The organism is Streptomyces sp. NPDC002276, from assembly GCF_053891435.1.
The window spans coordinates 391230-410284 of the sequence record NZ_JBSFCQ010000006.1; the positions used below are offsets into that span (position 1 = coordinate 391230).

Here is a 19055-nt window from a genome sequence, read left to right on the forward strand (position 1 = left end):
GGGGGCGGGTCACCGCACCGGAGTGAAGTCCCGCGCCCCGATGAACTCCGGCCGTCGTACCGGCGCCGCGAACGGCTCGACCGCCTTGTTCTCCACGCTGTTGAAGACGATGAAGACGTTGCTGCGCGGGAACGGCGTGATGTTGTCGCCGGAGCCGTGCATGCAGTTGCAGTCGAACCAGGTCGCCGAACCGGCCCTGCCCGTGAACAACTTGATGCCGTACTGCGAGGCCATGCCGGTCAACGCCTCGTCGGACGGGGTGCCCGCGTCCTGCATCTGGAGCGACTGGCGGTAGTTGTCCTCGGGGGTCGCGCCCGCGCAGCCGAGGAACGTGCGGTGCGAGCCCGGCATGATCATGAGGCCGCCGTTGGTGTCGTGGTTCTCGGTGAGCGCGATCGACACGGACACGGTCCGCATGTTCGGCAGACCGTCCTCGGCGTGCCAGGTCTCGAAGTCCGAGTGCCAGTAGAAGCCGCTCGCGCCGAAGCCCGGCTTGACGTTGATCCGCGACTGGTGGACGTACACGTCCGAGCCGAGGATCTGCCGGGCCCGCCCGACGACCCGCTCGTCCCGCACGAGCCGCGCGAACACCTCGCTGATCCGGTGCACTTCGAAGACGGACCGGATCTCCTTCGACTTCGGCTCGACGATCGACCGCTCGTCGGCCCGGATCGCGGGGTCGACGACCAGGCGTTCCAACTCCCGCCGGTAGACGTCGACTTCGTCGTCCCGGAGGAGTTCCGGCATGGCGAGGAAGCCGTCGCGCTCGAAGGAGTGGAGGTCGGCGGTCGGGATCGGTCCGGGGGTGTCGGGGGAGCCCCAGACGACGGGGTCCTTGCGCGGGACGGACACCTCGGTGGTGCTGCGGCTGGGGTACAGGTCGGTGATGTCGGTGGCGGTGGTCATGCTCTTCAGACCTCCTCGGGCTCGGTGAGCAGCGGGTAGACGCCGTTCTCGTCGTGATCCTCCCGTCCGGTGACGGGCGGGTTGAAGACACAGATGCAGCGGAAGTCCTCCTTGATCCGCATCGTGTGCCGCTCGTGCCCGTCGAGGAGGTACATGGTCCCGGGCGTGATCGTGTACGTCATCCCGGTCTCGTTGTCGGTGAGTTCGGCCTCGCCCTCGACGCAGACGACGGCCTCGATGTGGTTCGCGTACCACATCGACGTCTCGGTGCCCGCGTAGAGGACGGTCTCGTGGAGCGAGAAGCCGACCCGCTCCTTGGCGAGGACGATGCGCTTGCTCTCCCAGGTGCCGGACGCGGACTTGATGTGCCGGTCGGTGCCTTCGAGTTCCTTGAACGAACGGACAATCACGGTGCTGTGACGCCTCCTTGATGTGGTGTCAGATGGTCGGGGCTGTGCTTACGCGGTTTCGCGTACCGCGCGGGCGAGGATGCTCAGGCCCTCGTCCAGCTCCTCCGGGGTGATGGTCAGCGCGGGGAGGAGTTTCACGACCTCGCCCTGCGGGCCCGACGTCTCGACGAGCAGGCCGAGTTCGAAGGCGCGGGCGCAGATCCGTCCGGCGCGCTCGGGGTCCTTGAACTCGATGCCCCAGACCAGTCCGCGGCCCCGGTACTCCTTGATGTCGGCGAGGTTCTCCTCGGTGATGGAGATCAGCCCCTGCTCGACCTGTTCGCCGCGGGTCCGGGTCTGCTTCTCCATCGCGGAGCCGTCCGCCCAGTACGTCTCCAGGGCGGCGGTGGCGGTGACGAACGCCGGGTTGTTGCCGCGGAACGTGCCGTTGTGCTCGCCCGGCTCCCAGATGTCCAGCTCGGGCTTGAACAGGCACAGGGACATCGGAAGGCCGTAGCCGCTGATGGACTTGGAGACGGTGACGATGTCGGGCACGATGCCCGACTCCTCGAAGGAGAAGAACGCGCCGGTGCGGCCGCAGCCCATCTGGATGTCGTCGACGATGAGCAGCATGTCCTGGCGTTCGCACAACTCGGCGAGGGCGCGCAGCCATTCGGGGCGGGCGGCGTTGATGCCGCCCTCGCCCTGCACGGTCTCGACGATCACGGCGGCGGGCTTGTTGAGGCCGGAGCCCTGGTCCTCCAACAGCCGCTCGAACCACAGGAAGTCGGGGACCTGGCCGTCGAAGTAGTTGTCGAACGGCATCGGGGTGCCGTGCACCAGCGGGATACCGGCACCGGCCCGCTTGAAGGCGTTGCCGGTCACGGCGAGTGAGCCGAGCGACATCCCGTGGAAGGCGTTGGTGAAGGAGACGATCGCTTCCTGCCCCTTCACCTTCCGCGCCAACTTCAGTGCGGACTCAACGGCGTTGGTGCCGGTCGGGCCCGGGAACATCACCTTGTACGGGAGGTCGCGGGGCCGTAGCACCAGGTCCTGGAAGGTCTCCAGGAACGCGCGCTTGGCGCTGGTCGACATGTCGAGCCCGTGGGTGACGCCGTCGCGTTCCAGGTAGTCGATCAACGCGCGTTTCAGGACAGGGTTGTTGTGGCCGTAGTTGAGCGAGCCGGCGCCCGCGAAGAAGTCGAGGTAGGCGTGGCCGTCCTCGTCGTACATACGGCTGCCCCGGGCCCGGTCGAAGACGGTGGGCCAGCCGCGGCAGTAGCTGCGGACCTCGGACTCCAGGGTCTCGAAGACGCTGAGATCGGGCTGGGTGATGGTCACGCGAATCGCTCCTAAAGGAATATGTGTGGGGGGCTCAGAGACTCAACGGGCCGATCCGGTACAGCACTTCGGGGTCGTGCGGTCCGTCCGGGAAGTCACCGGCCTCGAAGAGGACCGTGCGCTCGACGGTGGCGCCGTGACGTTCGGCGTAGGAGGTGAAGAGGCGCTCGGAGGCGGTGTTGCCGGGCGTGATCGTGGTCTCGATCGCGGTCAGTCCGTCGTACTCGGCCGAGACCCGCTCGGTGAGGCCGTCCAGGAGTCGGGCGGCCAGTCCGCGGCCACGCTGCGCGGCGTCGACGGCGACCTGCCACACGAGCAGGGTGCCGGGTCGGTCCGGCGGCACGTACCCGGTGACGAAACCGACCGGTTCGCCGCGCTCGTCCCGCACGACGGCGGAGGTGCCGGCGAAGTCCCGGCACCACAGCAGATAGCTGTACGACGAGTTCAGGTCGAGGGCGTTCGAGTCCTTGGCGATACGCCAGAGCGCGGCGCCGTCGGCCACCGTGGGGCGGTCTATGTGCAGGTCTGCTCGGGTGGCGGTCATGCAAATTGAATTTACCGAGGGAAATTCGAAATTGCATGGAGGGATGGGGTTACGTGTGAGGCTGTGCTGTGTTATCACGCGTGCGAGTGTGTGAGGTATGCGTAGATTTGACCCGTGCATAAAGGGTGAAACGGGCTGCCTGTGTAACGGGTCACAAGGGTGTGACCCTCACGAGATCTGCGCGAATTATTTGCGTTTAGGTGCACGGAAATCGGGCAGAAGAATTCTGGAATTACATCCGGAATCGGATCGGATTGGATCGGATGGGAATCTGAATTAGGCGCCGGTCGTGCCGTCGATGCTTTCCCGCAAGATATCGGCGTGACCGTTGTGTCGCGCGTACTCCTCGACCATATGAATAAGTACCCACCGCAGACTGACCTCGATCCCGGCCATCGGCCCGTCGGGGATCCGGCCGAGATCGTCCAACGCCTCCTCGATGCCGCGCCCGGAGTCGAGGGCGTACCCGACCTCCGTGCCGTACACCGGCGGCACGTCGAGCCCGAACACCCGCTGGAACCAGTTCCGTTCGACCTCGGCGAGGTGCTGGACGGGACGCGAGTTACAGCCATGCCCCATTTACGGCCGCCCGAGCCCCCTCCAGGTCCACCGCCACCCCCTGCTCGGCCAACGCCGTGCCCAGTGCCGTCAGAGAGTTCTGTACCGCGTCCACCGTCGCGTCGACCCCGTAGTGGTTGACCCGGATCATCTCCTTGGACAGGGGGCCGCCGCCCGCTGCCAGGGGCAGGGTCGGGTTCGATGCGAGGGCGCTCGTCACCAGGTCCGAGGCGATGACGTTCGGCGGTGTCCTGAGGGTCGTGGCGACCGGGGCGGCCTCGGACGCGTTGTGGACGTAGGGCTCCAGGCCGCCGCCCAGCGCCAGGGCACCTGCCCGTGTCGCCGCGGCCGCCGCCGCATGGCGCCGCATCACCGTGTCCAGGCCCTCCGACTCGATCCGCTCGACGCACGCCTCCAGGGCCAGCATCTCCAACTGGGCCGGGGCGTGGAGCAGGGTCTTGCGGCCCGCGTCCACCCAGCGGGCCTTCCAGTCGAGGAGGGAGAGGTAGGAGTGGCGCGGGGCCCCGGGGTTGGCCGTCATACGAGCCCATGCCCGTGCGCTCACCGACACCGCCGAGACACCCGCGGGGCCGCCCATCGCCTTCTGTGCGCCGATCACGCACAGGTCGACACCCCACGCGTCCGGCAGCACCGGCTCCGCGCCGATGGAGGCCACCGCGTCGAGGTAGAAGAGGGCGCCGTGCGCGCGTACGACCTCGCCGATCTCCGCGACCGGGTTGGTGTTGCCGGTCGCCGCCTCCGCGTGGACCAGGGAGACGAAGTCGATCTCCGGGTGTTCCGTGAAGGCCTCCCTGATCCGGTCCGCCGTGACCGCCGTGTGGAACGGGACCGCCAGGTCGATCACCTCGGCGCCGCAGTCCCGCAGCCAGTTCCCGAAGGTCTGCCCGTAGGGGCCGGTGATGACGTTCAGCGCGACCGTGCCCGGACCGGCCGTCGAACGGATCGCCCCCTCCAGCGGCAGCAACGCCTCGCCCTGCATGATCACGACATCCTGCTCGGTGCCGAGCAGCCGGGCCACCCGGTCCTCGATCGAGGCGAAGTGCGCGGCGCTCAGCGGGGCCAGGTCGAGGAAGGGGTGCGTCACGGCGGTGCTCTTTCACTCGCGGGGATCGACGGGATCCTGGGGATCGATGGGAACGAGGGTAACCGGCGTCGCTCGGGCCCCTCTGACCGGCGACTTCTTAGCCCGTACGGCCCCCTGGGCGGCGCCTCACCGCGAGCGGGGCGCCCCGCCCCTCCGAATAATCGGAAGCCACAGTTCCGTCACAGGAGGCCTCCGTGAACACGCTCCTCGGCCGCCGGGCCCGCACCCTGGCCGCCACCACCGCGACGGCCGCGACGGCCGCACTCGTCCTCGTGGCCGGGTGCACGTCGAGCGACAGCGGCGGCAGCGGTTCGAAGACCGCCGCCGGTGGCGTCGAACTCGTCAAGGCCCGTCAGCTCACCACCTGCACCCACCTGCCCTACCCGCCCTTCCAGTCCGAGATCGACGGCAAGGTGCAGGGCTTCGACGTCTCTCTCATCGACCTCGTAGCCAAGAACCTCGGGGTGAAGCAGGAGATCCTCGACACCCCGTTCGAGAACTTCAAGACCGGCGCCTTCCTCAACGCCGACGAGTGCGACCTGGCCGCCGCCGGCATGACCATCACCGCCGAACGCATGAAGAACGTCGACTTCTCCGACCCCTACTTCGACGCAACCCAGGCCGTCCTCGTCGACAAGAAGAGCGATATCACCTCCCTCGCCGACGTCAGGACCAAGGGCAAGAAGCTCGGCGCGCAGGCGCAGACCACCGGCGAGGACTACGCGAAGAGCAAGGGCTTCGACCCCGTCTCCTTCGAGTCCTCCGACGCCGTCCTCAACGGCCTGCGCACCGGCCAGGTCCAGGCGGTCATCATCGACTACCCGGTCGTACAGGGCTGGCTCAAGACCAAGGCCAACGCCGACGCCTTCGAGGTCGTCGACAACCTCAACACCGGTGAGCAGTACGGCTTCACGGTCAAGAAGGGCAACACGAAACTCCTCGCCGCCATCAACAAGGCGATCAAGGACGCGAAGGCCGACGGGACGTACAAGAAGCTGTACGAGAAGTGGATCGGTCCGTACGACGCCTCGGCCGCCTCGCCCTCACCCTCGGCCTCATGACCGACCTGCAACTCCAGCCGACGGCAAAGGGCCTGACGCGTCGTCAACGGCGCAGGCTGTCCAGGGGAGTTCAGTACGTCGTGTTCCTGGGCGTGGTGATCGCCTTCGCGGTCACGGCCGACTGGGGGCGCCTGAAGAACCAGTTCGCGCAGTGGAGCATCGCCAAGCAGATGTTCCCCGACGTCATCACGCTGGCGTTGAAGAACACCGTGCTCTACACCCTCTCCGGCTTCGTCTTCGGGCTCGTGCTGGGAATGGTCGTAGCGCTGATGCGGCTGTCGTCCGTCGGACCGTACCGCTGGCTCGCCGGGATCTACATCGAGATCTTCCGGGGACTGCCCGCCCTGCTGATCTTCATCTTCGTCGGCGTCGCCGTGCCGCTGGCCTTCCCGGGCACGGAGATCATCGGCGGTACCTACGGCAAGGTCGCCCTCGCGCTCGGCCTGGTGTCGGCCGCGTACATGGCGGAGACGATCCGGGCCGGCATCCAGGCGGTGCCCAAGGGGCAGTTGGAGGCGGCCCGTTCGCTCGGCTTCTCGCAGGCGCGGGCCATGGTGTCGATCGTCGTCCCGCAGGCGTTCCGGATCATCCTGCCGCCCCTGACCAACGAACTCGTCCTCCTCTTCAAGGACTCCTCCCTGGTCCTGTTCCTCGGCGTCACCCTGGAGGAGCGCGAACTGTCCAAATATGGACGGGACTTGGCGAGTACGACCGCCAACTCCACGCCCATCCTGGTCGCGGGCCTGTGCTATCTCCTCGTCACGATCCCGCTGAGCTTCGTGGTGCGCCGCATGGAGACGAAGACCGGGGAGGCCGTGCGATGACCGCCCTGTCAGGGAATCCAGGGAATCCCGGGGACCCCGAGATCGAAGTGCGCGGCCTGCACAAGTCGTTCGGCACGAACGAGGTACTGCGGGGCATCGACCTGGAGATCGGGCAGGGCGAGGTGGTGTGCGTCATCGGCCCGTCCGGCTCCGGCAAGTCGACGCTGCTGCGCTGCGTGAACCTGCTCGAAGAACCCACGAAGGGGCGGGTGTTCGTCGGCGGGACCGAAGTCACCGACCCGGACGTGGACATCGACGCCGTACGCCGTCGTATCGGCATGGTCTTCCAGCAGTTCAACCTCTTCCCGCACCTGACCGTCACCGAGAACCTCACCCTGCCCCAGCGCCGGGTCCTGCGCCGGGACAAGGCGGCGGCGGAGAGGGTCGCGGCGGAGAACCTGCGACGCGTGGGCCTGTCCGAGAAGGCCACGGCCTACCCCGCGTCCCTCTCCGGCGGACAGCAGCAACGCGTCGCGATCGCACGGGCGTTGGCGATGGACCCCGAGGTCATGCTCTTCGACGAACCGACCTCGGCGCTCGACCCGGAACTGGTGGGCGACGTACTGGCGGTGATGCGGATGCTCGCGAACGAGGGCATGACCATGATGGTGGTGACTCACGAGATGACGTTCGCGCGCGAGGTGGCCGACCGGGTGGTGTTCATGGACGGCGGGGTGATCGTCGAGGACGGCACGCCGGACCGGGTCATCGCCAACCCCGCACACGAGCGCACCCGCCACTTCTTGTCACGCCTGCTGGATCCCGCGATGGCCGAAGTACACGACGAGGACAGCGCACCTTGAGAGGACCCGCACCCGACGAACTATCGTGCGTGGCATGAGCGATCAAGCCGTCCTGCACGTAAAGGGCCGGGTCCTGGTGGGCCCCGAGGACATCCGCGACGAACTCTGGGTCATCGACGGCCGCATCTCCTACGACCGTCCCGTCGGCGCCAGTGACATCCGGACCGTCGACGGCTGGACCCTCCCCGGCCTGGTCGACGCCCACTGCCATGTGGGACTGGGCCCCCACGGGCCCGTAGACGCGGCCACCGCCGAGACGCAGGCCCGCACCGACCGTGACGCCGGCACGCTGCTGCTGCGTGACGCCGGCTCGCCGTCCGACACCCGCTGGATCGACGACCGTGAGGACCTCCCGAAGATCATCCGCGCCGGCCGGCACATCGCCCGCACCCGCCGCTACATCCGCGACTTCGCCCACGAGATCGAACCGGACGAACTCGTCGCCTACGTCGGCCAGGAGGCCCAACGCGGCGACGGCTGGGTCAAGTTGGTCGGCGACTGGATCGACCGCGACCTCGGCGACCTGTCCGCCTGCTGGCCGCGCGAGGCGGTCGAGGCGGCGATCACCGAGGCCCACCGGCTCGGCGCGCGCGTCACCGCGCACTGCTTCGCGGAGGACGCGTTGCGCGACCTGGTCGAGGCGGGCATCGACTGCGTCGAGCACGCGACCGGCCTCACCGAGGACGTCATCCCGCTGTTCGCCGCGCGGGGCGTGGCGATCGTCCCCACCCTCGTGAACATCGCCACCTTCCCGAAGCTCGCCGAGGGCGGCGACGCCAAGTACCCACGCTGGTCCGCCCATCTGCGACGACTGTACGAGCGGCGCTACGACACCGTGCGCGCCGCCTACGACGCGGGCGTCCCGGTGTACGTCGGCACGGACGCCGGGGGGTCGCTGGCCCACGGCCTGGTCGCCGCCGAGGTCGCCGAACTCGTCACCGCCGGGATCCCGGCCGTAGCGGCGCTCTCGGCGACCGCGTGGGGCGCGCGCGGGTGGCTCGGGCGGCCCGGGCTTGAGGAGGGCGCGGCGGCGGACTTCGTCGTGTACGAGGCGGACCCGCGCGCCGATGTCCGCGTCCTGGCGTCGCCACGACGAGTGGTGCTGAACGGGCTGGTGGTCGAATAGTCGCCAGTCGATTCGAATGCGTTCACGGAAAACCCACGATGGGGTGAAGTGACGCGGGATCGCTGACGGTTCACCCTTCGTGGGTAATTCTTACCGGGTCCCAAGCATGTCTCTTCTGGGGGTCCCACACCTTGAACGGCACCAACTTCCGCATGCCCGCACGCCGTTGGGCCACCGTGGCCACGGCCACCGTCCTCGCCGCCGGTCCCGCGACGCTGGCCGGCGCGGGGTCCGCCCACGCGACCACCGACGAGGGGCGCGCGAGCGCCGTCGTCCTGCGTACCGGGCTCGACGTGTCCCTGCTCAACAAGACCGTGGACGTCCCGCTCACGGTCTCCCTCAACGAGGTCCAGGCGCCGCAGAGCGCCGAAAAGACCGCGCTCACCGCCCAGTTGGACGGGGTGAACAGCGGACAGCCGTTCAGTGTGCTCGGCGCGGACGTCGCCACGGCGAAGGCGACGGTGTCCGCGACGAAGGCCGAGGGGTACACCAACCTCGCCCATGTCCGGCTCCACGTCCCCGGGTTGCCGTTGCTCTCGCTCATCGAGGTCGACGCGGTCACGTCCAAGGCGACGTGCGAGGCGGGGAAGGCGCCGGTCGCCACGTCGCATCTGCCGGGTTCCGTGACAGTGCTCGGCAAGCGGGTCACGGTGACCGCCAGTGGTCCTACGGAGGTTCAGGTGCCGGGGGTCGGGTCGGTGCGGCTCGACCTGTCCAAGACCTCGACCACGTCCCGTACAGCCGCGGCCACCGCGCTTGAACTCAAGGTGTCCGTCAACCCGTTGAAGCTGAACGTGGCCGATGTGGAGGGGACGTTGACGCTGGCGGGGGCGACGTGTGAGGCACCCGAGGTCGCCTCGACGCCGTCCGCCGACCCGGCCCCCGACGTGAGGCCGCAGGGCGCTCCGGTGGAGGCTGGGCTGGCCGAGACGGGGGGCAGCTCCATGACGCCGTATGTCGCGGGTGGAGCGGTGCTGTTGCTGGCGCTCGGCGGGGGGACGGTGGCCATGGCGCGCCGCCGTCGTGGCTGAGCCAACTACCTTTCCCACCCACCCACCTGTCACTTCCCCGACAACGTCACCGCCTGGTCCAGCGCCTGCAAGAACCTGTTGACCGTCGTCCGGTCCCGTACCGCCAGGCGGAGCCACTCCTCGCCCAGCCCCGGAAACGTGTCCCCGCGGCGGACCGCGAAGCCCAGGTCGCGCAGATGTCGGCGTACGGCAACCGCGTTGGGGACACGGACGAGGACGAAGGAGCCCTCGGCCGGTTCCATGACCTGGAGGCCGTCGGGGGCGAACTCGGTGAGCCCGGCGACGAGATGGGCCCGGTCGGCGGCGACGCGGTGGGCCGCGTGGGCGGCCTCCGCGAGGGCCGGTGACTCCATGCACGCCTCCGCCGCGGCGAGCGCGGGCGTGGACACCGGCCACAGGGGCTGGGCCCGTTCGAGTTCGGCGATCGTCTCGGGGGCGGCCAGGACGTAGCCGATCCGCAGTCCCGCCAGACCCCATGTCTTGGTGAGGCTGCGCAACACCACCAGGCCGGGGATGTCGGTCCGGCCCGCGAGCGCCTCGCGCTCACCCGGCACCGCGTCCATGAACGCCTCGTCCACCACCAACGTCCGCCCCGGGCGGGCGAGTCGGGCGATCGAAGCCGCGGGGTGGAGGACGGACGTGGGGTTCGTCGGGTTGCCGATCAGCACCAGGTCAGCGCCCTCGGGAACGGCCCCCGGGGTCAGCCGGAAACCGTCCGCCTCCCGCAGCAGCACCCGCTCCACCGCGTGCCCCGCGTCCCGCAGCGCCGCCTCCGGCTCCGTGAACTGCGGGTGCACGACCACCGGCTGACGGACCTTCAGCGCGCGGGCGAGCAGCACGAACGCCTCGGCCGCGCCCGCCGTCAGCAGCACCCGGTCCACCGGCAGCCCGTGCCGCGCCGCGACCGCCGCCCGCGCCGCCCGCCCGTCGGGGTAGGCGGCGAGACCGGTCAGTGAGGCGGCTATGCGCTCGCGCAGCCACGCGGGGGGCGTGTCCGTGCGGACGTTCACCGCGAAGTCGGTCAACTGGGCGCCGTCGTCCCGGACTTCGGCGTCGCCGTGATGACGGAGATCATGGGTGTCGCGGGCGGGATCGTGGGCTCTGTCAGTGTGCATGGGCGTGCCCACCGTGATGGTGATGCCCGTGATGGTGACCGTCGTGGTCGTGACCGTCGTCGTCGGGGTGGAAGTGCGGCTGCTGCGGCTGCCCCACCTTGTCCTCGAAACCGGGCAGCGCGATGCGGTACACACACGAGTCGCAGTTCATCCGCAGATCACCCTTGACCGCCTCCCGGTACCGTTCCATCACCAGGTCGAGCAACTCCGGCTCCGGACCGATGACTTCGGCCGACCGTACCTCGGTCTCCGGGTGCGCCGCCGCCCAGCCCTCCGTCTGCTGCCGTACCCGCTCCGGCAGGATGCCCGTGAACAGGAAGTACGGCAGCACGACTATCCGCCGCGCGCCCAGCTTCACACACCGGTCGAGACCGCTCGGCACGTCCGGCGCCGCCAGCGACACGAACGCCGGTTCCACGCCCGCGTAGCCGCGCCCCTCCCACAGCAGCCGCGCCGCCTTGTGCACCTCGGCGTTGGCGTCCGGGTCCGTCGACCCGCGCCCCACGAGCAGCACGGTCACATCGGCCCGGTCCTCGGGCGTCCGCGCCGACTCGCCGAGCGCCTCGTCGAGCCGCCGCTCCAGCACCTTCAGCAGCGACGGGTGCGGGCCCAGCGGACGGCCGTACGTGTAGGAGATCCCCGCGTGCCGCTCCTTCTCCCGGGCCAGCGCCGCCGGGATGTCCCCCTTGGCGTGCCCGGCGGACACCAGCATCAGCGGTACGGCGGCGAACCGGCGCACCCCGCGCTCCACCAGCTCGGTCACCGCGTCGCCCAGCGGCGGCGGCGACAGCTCGATGAACCCGCCCGCGACGGGCAGTTCGGGGTGACGGCGGCCCAACTCCCGTACGAAGGACCGGAACGCCTCGGCTCCGGCCTCGTCCCGGGTGCCGTGTCCGGCGATGAGCAGGGCGGGCGGCGGGGTGGTCACGATTTCTCCTTGAGATGTGAAACGGGGTGGTAGAGCAGGGCGTTGAGGGCAGCCGCGGCGACCGCCGAACCGCCCTTCTCGGACACGTTGCTCACGGCGGGCAGCCCGCTCTCGCGCAACGCGGCCTTGGACTCGACGGCGCCGACGAAGCCGACGGGCAGCCCGATGACGAGTGCGGGGGAGGCGTCCAGGGTTAGCAACTCCTCAAGGGCGGTCGGCGCGTTGCCGATCACCCACAGGGCGCCGGGCCCGACCTCCTCGTAGGCGAGCCGGATCGCGTGCGCCGAACGCGTGAGCCCGGGACCGGACTTGGCGTCCGCGAGTCGGCACACGGTCTTGAGCCGGGTGATACCGGCCGCGACCATTGCCACGTCCACCACCACCGGCGCCCCCGCGTGCAGCGCGCCGTGCGCCTTCGCCAACTCGCCCTCGTCCAGGACGAGATCGGACGCGTACGCGAGATCGGCGGCGGAGTGGACGACCCGCTCCACGACCGTGCGGGTCAGGGGCGGAAGGTGCGAGGTGTCCAGGCGGGCGCGCATCCGCCGGTAGGACTCCACCTCGATCGGATGAACCACCCGGTCCACGGGGATCATTCGGCCACCTCCTGCCAGCGGTACCCGCGCGGTGTCACCATGCGTCCGGCGATGTCCCGGGTGGCCGTGTTGCCCACGGTCACCACAGTCATCATGTCGACCGTCGCCGGATCCAGCGCCGCCAGTGTCGTCAGTCGGCTGGATCCGTCCGGCCGCGAGGCGTTCCGTACGACACCGACCGGCGTGCCCGGTTCCCGGTGCTCGGCGAGGATCGCGAGGGCCTTCGGGAGCTGCCAATCACGGCCCCGGCTGCGGGGGTTGTAGAACGTCACCACGATGTCCGCCTCGGCCGCGGCCCGCACCCGGCGCTCGATGATCTCCCACGGAGTGTGCAGATCGGAGAGGCTGATCGACACATGGTCGTGGCCGAGCGGCGCCCCGAGGATCGCGGCGGCGGCCAACGCGGCGGTCACGCCCGGGACTCCGACCACGTCGATGTCGTCCGACGCCTCCGCGAGCGCGGGCGAGGCCATCGCGTACACACCGGCGTCCCCGCTGCCGATCAGCGCGACCGCCTGCCCCTTCCGCGCCTCGGCCACGGCCGTACGGGCCCGCTCCTCCTCGGCGCCGAGCCCCGACTCCAGGACCAGCGTCCCGGGCCGCAGCAGATCGCGGATCTGGTCGACGTACTGGTCGAGCCCCACCAGCACGGCGGCGCGCCGGAGTTCGGCCTTGGCGCGCGGCGTGAGCAGGTCCCGGGCGCCGGGCCCGAGCCCGACCACCGCGAGCCGACCGCGCGCGAGCCGCCGTACGACCGCACAGGTCGCCATCGCGGGCCGCCCGTCGGCGCGTACCGACTTCCGCTTGGGGACGAGGAGTTCGCCGCCCAGCGCGAGAGCCGCGGCCTCCGCCACCGACGGTGTGCCGACGGCCGCGAGGGGTGCCTCGGAGGGGTTGGGCACCTCCACGGCCGCCAACTCCTCGGCGGAGTAGGTCACCAGAGGAACACCGAGTCGCCGCGCCGCCTCGACGATGCCGGGCTCGTCCGACTTGGCGTCCACGGTGGCGAGTTCGGCGAGGGACTTCAACGAAAGCCCCGCATCACGCACCGCGCCCTCGATGAGCGCCACCACCTCGTCCACCGGAGCACCCTTGGACGCGCCGACCCCGACGACGAGCGACGGCGGCCGGAGTACGACCTCCCGCTCGGCGGGCGTGACGAGGGCGCGATCGGTGACCCTGATGACGTAGGAGCCGTTGGCGGACACCTTCAGCGGCGGCAGCGGCCACGCCAACTCGGCTTCCAGGGCGACCGGTTCGCCGTCGAGCAGTGCCCGCGAGACGCCCGCGACATCCCCCTCCACGGGGAACCCGAGCGTGTCCAGGCCGGGCACACCGACCGCGTCCGTGGCCGTGGTGACGACGGGCTGCGCGGCCAGCAACTCGCCCACCTCCACCGCGAGTTCATTGGCCCCGCCACCGTGCCCGCCGACGAGCGACACGGCGTACCGGCCGCCCTCGTCGACGCACACGACCCCGGGGTCGGTCCGCTTGTCGTCCAACAGCGGGGCGATCAGCCGTACTACGGCCCCCGTTGCGAGGAAACAGACGAGCTGCTCGCACTCCGCGAACGCGGCCCGGACGGCGTCCCCGACGGGACCCTCGTACACGCGCGTACGGTCCGGCCACGCGGCGGCCAGCCGGTCGCGCGCCGTCGCTCCCGCCGCGGTGGCGGAGATGAGGCCGATCACTGAGCAACTCCTTCGACAGATGCCGGAGGCCGGACGCCCCACAGCAGAAAAACGGGATTGGTCGCCGCCAGCCGGGTCACATCACCCGGCAGCGGCGCGAGCCGGGACGACTGCAACAACACGCCGTCGACCGCGAACCCGGCACCGCCGAGTGCCTCGCGCACCGCCGGTACCCGGTCCAGCGCGGCCATCGCGACGACCACGGTCCGCCGGGCCCGGCGCGCGCACGCGGTGACGATGGCGGGCAGTTCGCGCCCGCCGCCGCCGATGAACACGGCGTCGGGGTCGTCGAGATCGGACAGCACGGTCGGCGCGGCCCCGTGCACGGTGTGCACGTCGACGCCGTGCGCCTCGGCGTTGGCACGGATCCGCTCGACACCGTCCCGGGTCTTCTCGACGGCGGTGACGGCGGCGCCGAGCCGCGCGCACTCGACGGCCACGGAGCCGGAGCCCGCGCCGATGTCCCAGACCAGTTCACCGAGCCGCGGCCCGAGCCGGGCCAGCGCCAGCGCCCGAACCTCGAACTTGGTGATCATCGAGTCCCGGTGCTCGAACTCCCGCTCGTCCAGGGCCCATTGGGCGGGACCTACGGCGGTACCGGCGACCGTACGCACGGCACTGAGAACGCGGGTCTCGTCCAGACACAGGACCACACTCACCGTCGTACCCCAGTCGCGGACGGCGGCCTCGGCGGGCGTGACCCGTTCCACCCGCTCCTCCCCGGAGCCGAGCGCGGACGCGACGACGAGGACGCGGCCGGTGGTGCGGTGGGTGAGGGCGGCGCCGAGTTCGGCGGGTCCGGCCCCCGGCCCGGTCAGCACGGCCACCTTGGGATGCGCGCGGCACGCGTTGACCGCCGTACGGAGATCGCGGCCGTGCGCGCTGACCACGACGGCGTCGTCCCAGGTCAGGCCGGTTCGGGCGAAGGCGGTGGCGACGGAGGAGACACCGGGGCGGACGTCGAGGGCAGCGGCGCCGAAGCGTTCCGCCAGCGCCCGGACGATCCCGAAGAACCCGGGATCCCCCGAGGCCAGCACCACGACCGGCTCGCCCTTCCCGATGTACGCCTCGATGGTGTCGAGGGCGGGCGCGAGCGGGCCGAGGACGATCTGTTCGGCGTCCTCCGGGACGGTGGCGGAGGCCAGATGGCGCCGGCCGCCGACGACGAGGCGGGCGCCGGACAGGACCTCGTCCGGAACCCGTGCGCCCGTCCCCGTACCGACGACCGTGATCATGTGCTCGCACCCCGCGAGCGCAGCTCCCTGCGGGCCTCCGGGTCGGCCTTGCGGTAGCCGTGGAAGTGGCCCGGGTGGTAGAGGTGCGAGCGGGTGCCGTGGGCGTCGAGGGCCGGGCCGACCAGGAAGAGGGTGTGCTTCCAGAGCTTGTGCTCCTTGACCGTCTCCTCCAGCGTGGCGATCGTGCACTTGACGATCAGTTCCTCCGGCCAGGTCGCCTGGTAGGCGACGACGACCGGGGTGTCCGTCGGATAGCCACCTTCCAGCAGCTCCCGCACCAACTGCCCGCTGCGGGCGGCCGACAGGAAGATCGCCATGGTCGTGCCGTGGCGCGCGAACTCCCGCACCTCCTCGCCGGGCGGCATCGGTGTCTTGCCGCCGCCGAGCCGGGTGAGGACGACGGACTGCGCGACCTCGGGGATCGTCAGCTCGCGCTGCGCGAGGGCGGCCACGGCGGAGAACGCGGAGACACCGGGCACGATCTCGGTCTCGATGCCGATCGCGGCACACCGGTCGAGCTGCTCCTGCGTGCCGCCCCAGAGGGCCGGGTCGCCGGAGTGGATGCGCGCGACACGCAGCCCTTCCGTCACCGCCCGCTCGTACACGGCGACGACGTCCTCCAGGGACATCGTCGCCGAGTCCAGGATCTCGGCGCCCTCGCGCGCGTGGTCGAGGACCTCCGCCTGCACCAGGCTGGCCGCCCAGATCACGACGTCGGCCTCGGCGATGGCGCGCGCGGCACGGAACGTCAGCAGATCGGCGGCGCCGGGACCGGCACCGACGAAGGTCACCTTGCCGGTGGGGGCGGCGGCGGTATCGGCAGCGGCCATGGGGTCGGATCCTCTCAAACGGAATAAATAGAACGGGAACGTCAGTGCACGTGGGGGTGGAGTGGCCCAGGATGTGCGCGAACAGGGGTTGATCGGATAGCAAGGGGACTATGGCGGTCTTCGTCGCGCTCGGCGCGTTCCTGATGACGCTGGCCGGCGGCTGGACGGCACAGCGGGTGACCGACCGTCGCCATCTCGTCCTGGGCCTGGCCGGCGGCCTGATGCTGGGTGTCGTGGGCCTCGATCTGCTGCCGGAGGCGCTGCGCGCGGCGGGCCGCGAGGTCTTCGGCGTACCGGCCGCGCTGCTGCTCTTCGTGGCCGGCTTCCTCGTGGCCCATCTGGTCGAACGGCTGCTCGCCGCCCGCCAGGCCTCCCACGGCGCCGAGGAGCACAACGGCCGCGCGCCCGAGGTGGGCCTCACGGCCGCCGCCGCGATGGTCGGCCACAGCTTCATGGACGGGGTCGCGATCGGCGCCGCGTTCCAGGTGGGCGGCGGTATGGGCACGGCGGTCGCGCTCGCGGTCATCGCCCATGACTTCGCGGACGGCTTCAACACGTACACGATCACGAGCCTGTACGGCAACGCCCGCCGCAAGGCCATCGCGATGCTGTTCGCGGACGCGGCGGCCCCGGTGGCAGGCGCCGCCTCGACGGCGTTCCTCACCATCCCCCAGGGGCTGCTCGGCGGCTATCTCGGCTTCTTCGGCGGCGTGCTCCTCTATCTCGCCGCCGCCGAGATCCTCCCCGAGGCCCACCACGAACACCCCGCCCCCGCGACCCTGCTGTGCACGGTCGCCGGAGCGGCGTTCATCTGGCTGGTGGTAGGCCTCGCGGCCTGAGCCACGTCCATGTCCACGTCCTCTACGACCGGTCACAACTTCCCGCCCCGCCCGCCCTCGCGCCGCGCGGGTGCGATCAGCGTCGACAGGTACGGCAACGGCTCCCCGTCCAGTTCGGCGGCCGGCCGGATCGACTCCTCGGGCAGCCCGAGCGCCGACCCCCACACCGCGTCCTCGATCCGCCCGGTCTCCCGCAGCGCCTCGGCGACCTCCGCCGCCTGCCGCCCGAACTTGTACGCCACGACCGTCCCCGGCCCCGCCAGCGCGTCCTTGAGCACGGCGGACCCGGCCGTCACCGGCACGAGGGTGAGGGGTTCGGTCCCTTCGGTGAGTACGGCCCCGGAACGCGCGGCGAGATCCTGCATCGCGGTGATCCCGGGCACGGTCTCGACGACCGTCCCCGGCACCAACTCCCCGATGGTCAGGGCGAGATACGTGAAGGTGGAGTAGACGTTCGGGTCCCCGATGGTCGCGAACGCGACGACGTCGTGCGCGGCGAGCAGCTCGGCGACCTTCGCCCCGGCGGCATCCCAGGCGGCCTCGCGCCGGGCCCGGTCGGTCCGCTCGTTGAGCGCGAACACGACCCGGAGGACCTTCTCCTGGGGTACGTAGTGCAGCACGGTGGCCTCGGCGCGCCCCCGCTCACCCGTATCCATCACAGGTACGACGACGACATCGGCGGCGCGCAGAGCGTTGACGCCCTTGACGGTCACCAGCTCCGGATCGCCGGGACCCACCCCGACTCCGATCAACCTGCTGCTGCTCATGACGTCCGGCACCTCTCCACGAACCGACGGGCCACACCGGGCTCGGCCGCCCAGTGCGTGTGCAGATAACTCGCGTGCACACCCTGTTGTACGAAACCTTCGACCCGCCGGTCAGGGGCGCGCACCCCCCAGGCGGGAGCCGCCCCCGAGCCGGGCTCGACGACGGTCCGGTGGAACTCGTGCCCGCGCATCCGCGTCCCGGCCACGGCCAGCACACTGTCGCTCAGCGCGACGGCGTCCCGATACCCCAGGGTCAGCCGTTCGCTCATCCGCGCGGTGGCATCCAGCACCCCGCACATCGGCCGACCGTCCAACTCCCGGCACAGATACAGCAGTCCGGCGCATTCGGCGGCCACGGGAGCGCCACTCTCGGCGAGCGCTGAGACGGCCTTCCTCAACGGCTCGTTGGCGGACAACTCCGCGGCGTACACCTCGGGGAACCCGCCTCCGATGACCAACCCGCGTGTCCCGTCCGGGAGTTGTTCATCGCGGAGAGGATCGAATACGACGACTTCGGCACCGGCCGCGGTGAGCAGTTCGGTGTGCTCGGCGTAGGAGAAGGTGAAGGCGGGGCCTCCGGCGACCGCGACGACTTCACGCTCTGTCGTGCCGGCGACCGGGGCTTCCCACGCTTCGCCCGTCAACGCGCCCGCGCTGCGTGCCAGGGCGAACAGGGCCTCCAGGTCGCATCCTTCGCGTACCTGCGCCGCCATCGCGGCGACGGCTTCAACGGCGGCCGATTGCCGTTCCGCCACCGGTACCAGCCCCAAGTGCCGGGACGGCGTGTCCACTTGCGGTGCCCGGCGCAGCACACCGAGCACCGGCACCCCGGCCGAGTCCAACGCCTCGCGCAGCAGCGCCTCGTGGCGGTCCGACGCGACCTTGTTGAGGATCACGCCCCCGACCCGCACCTCCGGATCCCAGGACGCGAACCCGTGCACCAGCGCGGCGACGGACCGGGACTGCGCGGACGCGTCGACGACCAGCACGACCGGCGCCCGCAGCAGCTTCGCCACCTGGGCCGTCGACGCCAACTCCCCTTCGCCCGCGGCCCCGTCGTACATCCCCATCACGCCCTCGACGACGGCGAGTTCACACCCGCGCGCCCCGTGCGCGAACAGCGGACCGATCAACTCCGGTCCGCACAGGTACGCGTCGAGGTTCCGCCCCACGCGCCCGGTGGCGAGCGCGTGGTACCCGGGGTCGATGTAGTCCGGCCCGACCTTGTGCGGGGACACGGCGAGCCCCCGTGCGGCGAACGCGGCCATCAGCCCCGTGGCGACGGTGGTCTTGCCGCTGCCCGACGAGGGCGCGGCAATGACCAGCCGAGGGACGGAGGACGCGGAGGTCGAGGAAGTCGTCACGG

At 70.6% G+C, this 19055-nt stretch carries 19 protein-coding genes and 1 pseudogene; 6 read left to right on the forward strand and 14 right to left on the reverse strand.

The window, feature by feature from the left end; genetic code table 11:
* Positions 1 to 9: 9 nt before the first annotated feature.
* The 6 genes and pseudogenes from thpD to ACWIHT_RS18650 form a co-directional block, all read right to left on the reverse strand.
* Positions 10 to 906 carry an ectoine hydroxylase gene (thpD, locus tag ACWIHT_RS18625; RefSeq protein WP_456169185.1) on the reverse strand — a complete coding sequence of 299 codons (897 nt, stop codon included), beginning with the start codon at positions 904 to 906 and terminating at the stop codon, positions 10 to 12.
* Positions 907 to 911: 5 nt separating this feature from the next.
* Positions 912 to 1316, reverse strand: a complete 405-nt coding sequence (locus ACWIHT_RS18630) for an ectoine synthase (protein WP_456169186.1) — start codon at positions 1314 to 1316, stop codon at positions 912 to 914.
* Positions 1317 to 1364: 48 nt separating this feature from the next.
* Positions 1365 to 2636: a diaminobutyrate--2-oxoglutarate transaminase gene (gene ectB, locus ACWIHT_RS18635; protein WP_456169187.1), complete on the reverse strand. Its 1272-nt coding sequence runs from the start codon at positions 2634 to 2636 to the stop codon at positions 1365 to 1367.
* 34 nt (positions 2637 to 2670) lie between these two features.
* Positions 2671 to 3180: a diaminobutyrate acetyltransferase gene (ectA, locus tag ACWIHT_RS18640; RefSeq protein WP_456169188.1), complete on the reverse strand. Its 510-nt coding sequence runs from the start codon at positions 3178 to 3180 to the stop codon at positions 2671 to 2673.
* Positions 3181 to 3456: 276 nt separating this feature from the next.
* Positions 3457 to 3732 (reverse strand): annotated as a pseudogene (locus ACWIHT_RS18645) (mycothiol transferase); the annotation flags it as partial.
* A 10-nt stretch (positions 3733 to 3742) separates the two neighbouring features.
* On the reverse strand, positions 3743 to 4843 hold the full coding sequence (locus ACWIHT_RS18650) for a pyridoxal-phosphate-dependent aminotransferase family protein (RefSeq protein ID WP_456169189.1): 1101 nt from the start codon (positions 4841 to 4843) through the stop codon (positions 3743 to 3745).
* A gap of 194 nt (positions 4844 to 5037) precedes the next feature.
* Here ACWIHT_RS18650 and ACWIHT_RS18655 point away from each other — a divergent pair, with 194 nt between their 5' ends.
* The 5 genes from ACWIHT_RS18655 to ACWIHT_RS18675 all read left to right on the forward strand — a co-directional run bounded on the left by ACWIHT_RS18655 (position 5038) and on the right by ACWIHT_RS18675 (position 9688).
* Complete coding sequence (locus tag ACWIHT_RS18655) at positions 5038 to 5904, forward strand: transporter substrate-binding domain-containing protein (RefSeq protein WP_456169190.1); 867 nt, start codon at positions 5038 to 5040, stop codon at positions 5902 to 5904.
* On the forward strand, positions 5901 to 6728 hold the full coding sequence (locus ACWIHT_RS18660) for an amino acid ABC transporter permease (RefSeq protein ID WP_456169191.1): 828 nt from the start codon (positions 5901 to 5903) through the stop codon (positions 6726 to 6728). The genes ACWIHT_RS18655 and ACWIHT_RS18660 overlap by 4 nt, the downstream gene beginning before the upstream one ends.
* Positions 6725 to 7531: an amino acid ABC transporter ATP-binding protein gene (locus ACWIHT_RS18665; protein WP_456169192.1), complete on the forward strand. Its 807-nt coding sequence runs from the start codon at positions 6725 to 6727 to the stop codon at positions 7529 to 7531. The genes ACWIHT_RS18660 and ACWIHT_RS18665 overlap by 4 nt, the downstream gene beginning before the upstream one ends.
* A gap of 34 nt (positions 7532 to 7565) precedes the next feature.
* A complete protein-coding gene (locus tag ACWIHT_RS18670) occupies positions 7566 to 8657 on the forward strand; it encodes an amidohydrolase family protein (protein WP_456169193.1) in 1092 nt (363 codons plus the stop codon).
* Positions 8658 to 8788: 131 nt separating this feature from the next.
* Positions 8789 to 9688, forward strand: coding sequence for an SCO1860 family LAETG-anchored protein (locus ACWIHT_RS18675; protein ID WP_456169194.1), 900 nt, complete (start codon positions 8789 to 8791; stop codon positions 9686 to 9688).
* Between the two features lie 29 nt (positions 9689 to 9717).
* Here ACWIHT_RS18675 and cobC read toward each other — a convergent pair whose 3' ends face one another.
* The 6 genes from cobC to cobM are packed head-to-tail and all read right to left on the reverse strand — an operon-like array spanning position 9718 to position 16083.
* On the reverse strand, positions 9718 to 10803 hold the full coding sequence (gene cobC, locus ACWIHT_RS18680) for an Rv2231c family pyridoxal phosphate-dependent protein CobC (protein WP_456169195.1): 1086 nt from the start codon (positions 10801 to 10803) through the stop codon (positions 9718 to 9720).
* Positions 10793 to 11731, reverse strand: a complete 939-nt coding sequence (locus ACWIHT_RS18685; protein WP_456169196.1) for a sirohydrochlorin chelatase — start codon at positions 11729 to 11731, stop codon at positions 10793 to 10795. Before ACWIHT_RS18685 ends, cobC begins: the two co-directional genes overlap by 11 nt.
* Positions 11728 to 12318, reverse strand: a complete 591-nt coding sequence (locus tag ACWIHT_RS18690; protein WP_456169285.1) for a precorrin-8X methylmutase — start codon at positions 12316 to 12318, stop codon at positions 11728 to 11730. Before ACWIHT_RS18690 ends, ACWIHT_RS18685 begins: the two co-directional genes overlap by 4 nt.
* A 5-nt stretch (positions 12319 to 12323) precedes the next feature.
* On the reverse strand, positions 12324 to 14018 hold the full coding sequence (gene cobJ / locus ACWIHT_RS18695) for a precorrin-3B C(17)-methyltransferase (protein ID WP_456169197.1): 1695 nt from the start codon (positions 14016 to 14018) through the stop codon (positions 12324 to 12326).
* Positions 14015 to 15253: a precorrin-6y C5,15-methyltransferase (decarboxylating) subunit CbiE gene (gene cbiE / locus ACWIHT_RS18700; RefSeq protein WP_456169198.1), complete on the reverse strand. Its 1239-nt coding sequence runs from the start codon at positions 15251 to 15253 to the stop codon at positions 14015 to 14017. The genes cobJ and cbiE overlap by 4 nt, the downstream gene beginning before the upstream one ends.
* Positions 15250 to 16083 carry a precorrin-4 C(11)-methyltransferase gene (cobM, locus tag ACWIHT_RS18705; RefSeq protein WP_456169199.1) on the reverse strand — a complete coding sequence of 278 codons (834 nt, stop codon included), beginning with the start codon at positions 16081 to 16083 and terminating at the stop codon, positions 15250 to 15252. The genes cbiE and cobM overlap by 4 nt, the downstream gene beginning before the upstream one ends.
* A gap of 110 nt (positions 16084 to 16193) precedes the next feature.
* On the opposite strand from cobM, the gene ACWIHT_RS18710 reads away from it, so the two are divergent.
* Positions 16194 to 16922: a ZIP family metal transporter gene (locus tag ACWIHT_RS18710; protein WP_403982860.1), complete on the forward strand. Its 729-nt coding sequence runs from the start codon at positions 16194 to 16196 to the stop codon at positions 16920 to 16922.
* 32 nt (positions 16923 to 16954) lie between these two features.
* Here ACWIHT_RS18710 and cobI read toward each other — a convergent pair whose 3' ends face one another.
* Positions 16955 to 17701 carry a precorrin-2 C(20)-methyltransferase gene (gene cobI / locus ACWIHT_RS18715; protein WP_456169200.1) on the reverse strand — a complete coding sequence of 249 codons (747 nt, stop codon included), beginning with the start codon at positions 17699 to 17701 and terminating at the stop codon, positions 16955 to 16957.
* A complete protein-coding gene (locus tag ACWIHT_RS18720) occupies positions 17686 to 19053 on the reverse strand; it encodes a cobyrinate a,c-diamide synthase (RefSeq protein ID WP_456169201.1) in 1368 nt (455 codons plus the stop codon). Before ACWIHT_RS18720 ends, cobI begins: the two co-directional genes overlap by 16 nt.
* Positions 19054 to 19055 lie beyond the last annotated feature (2 nt).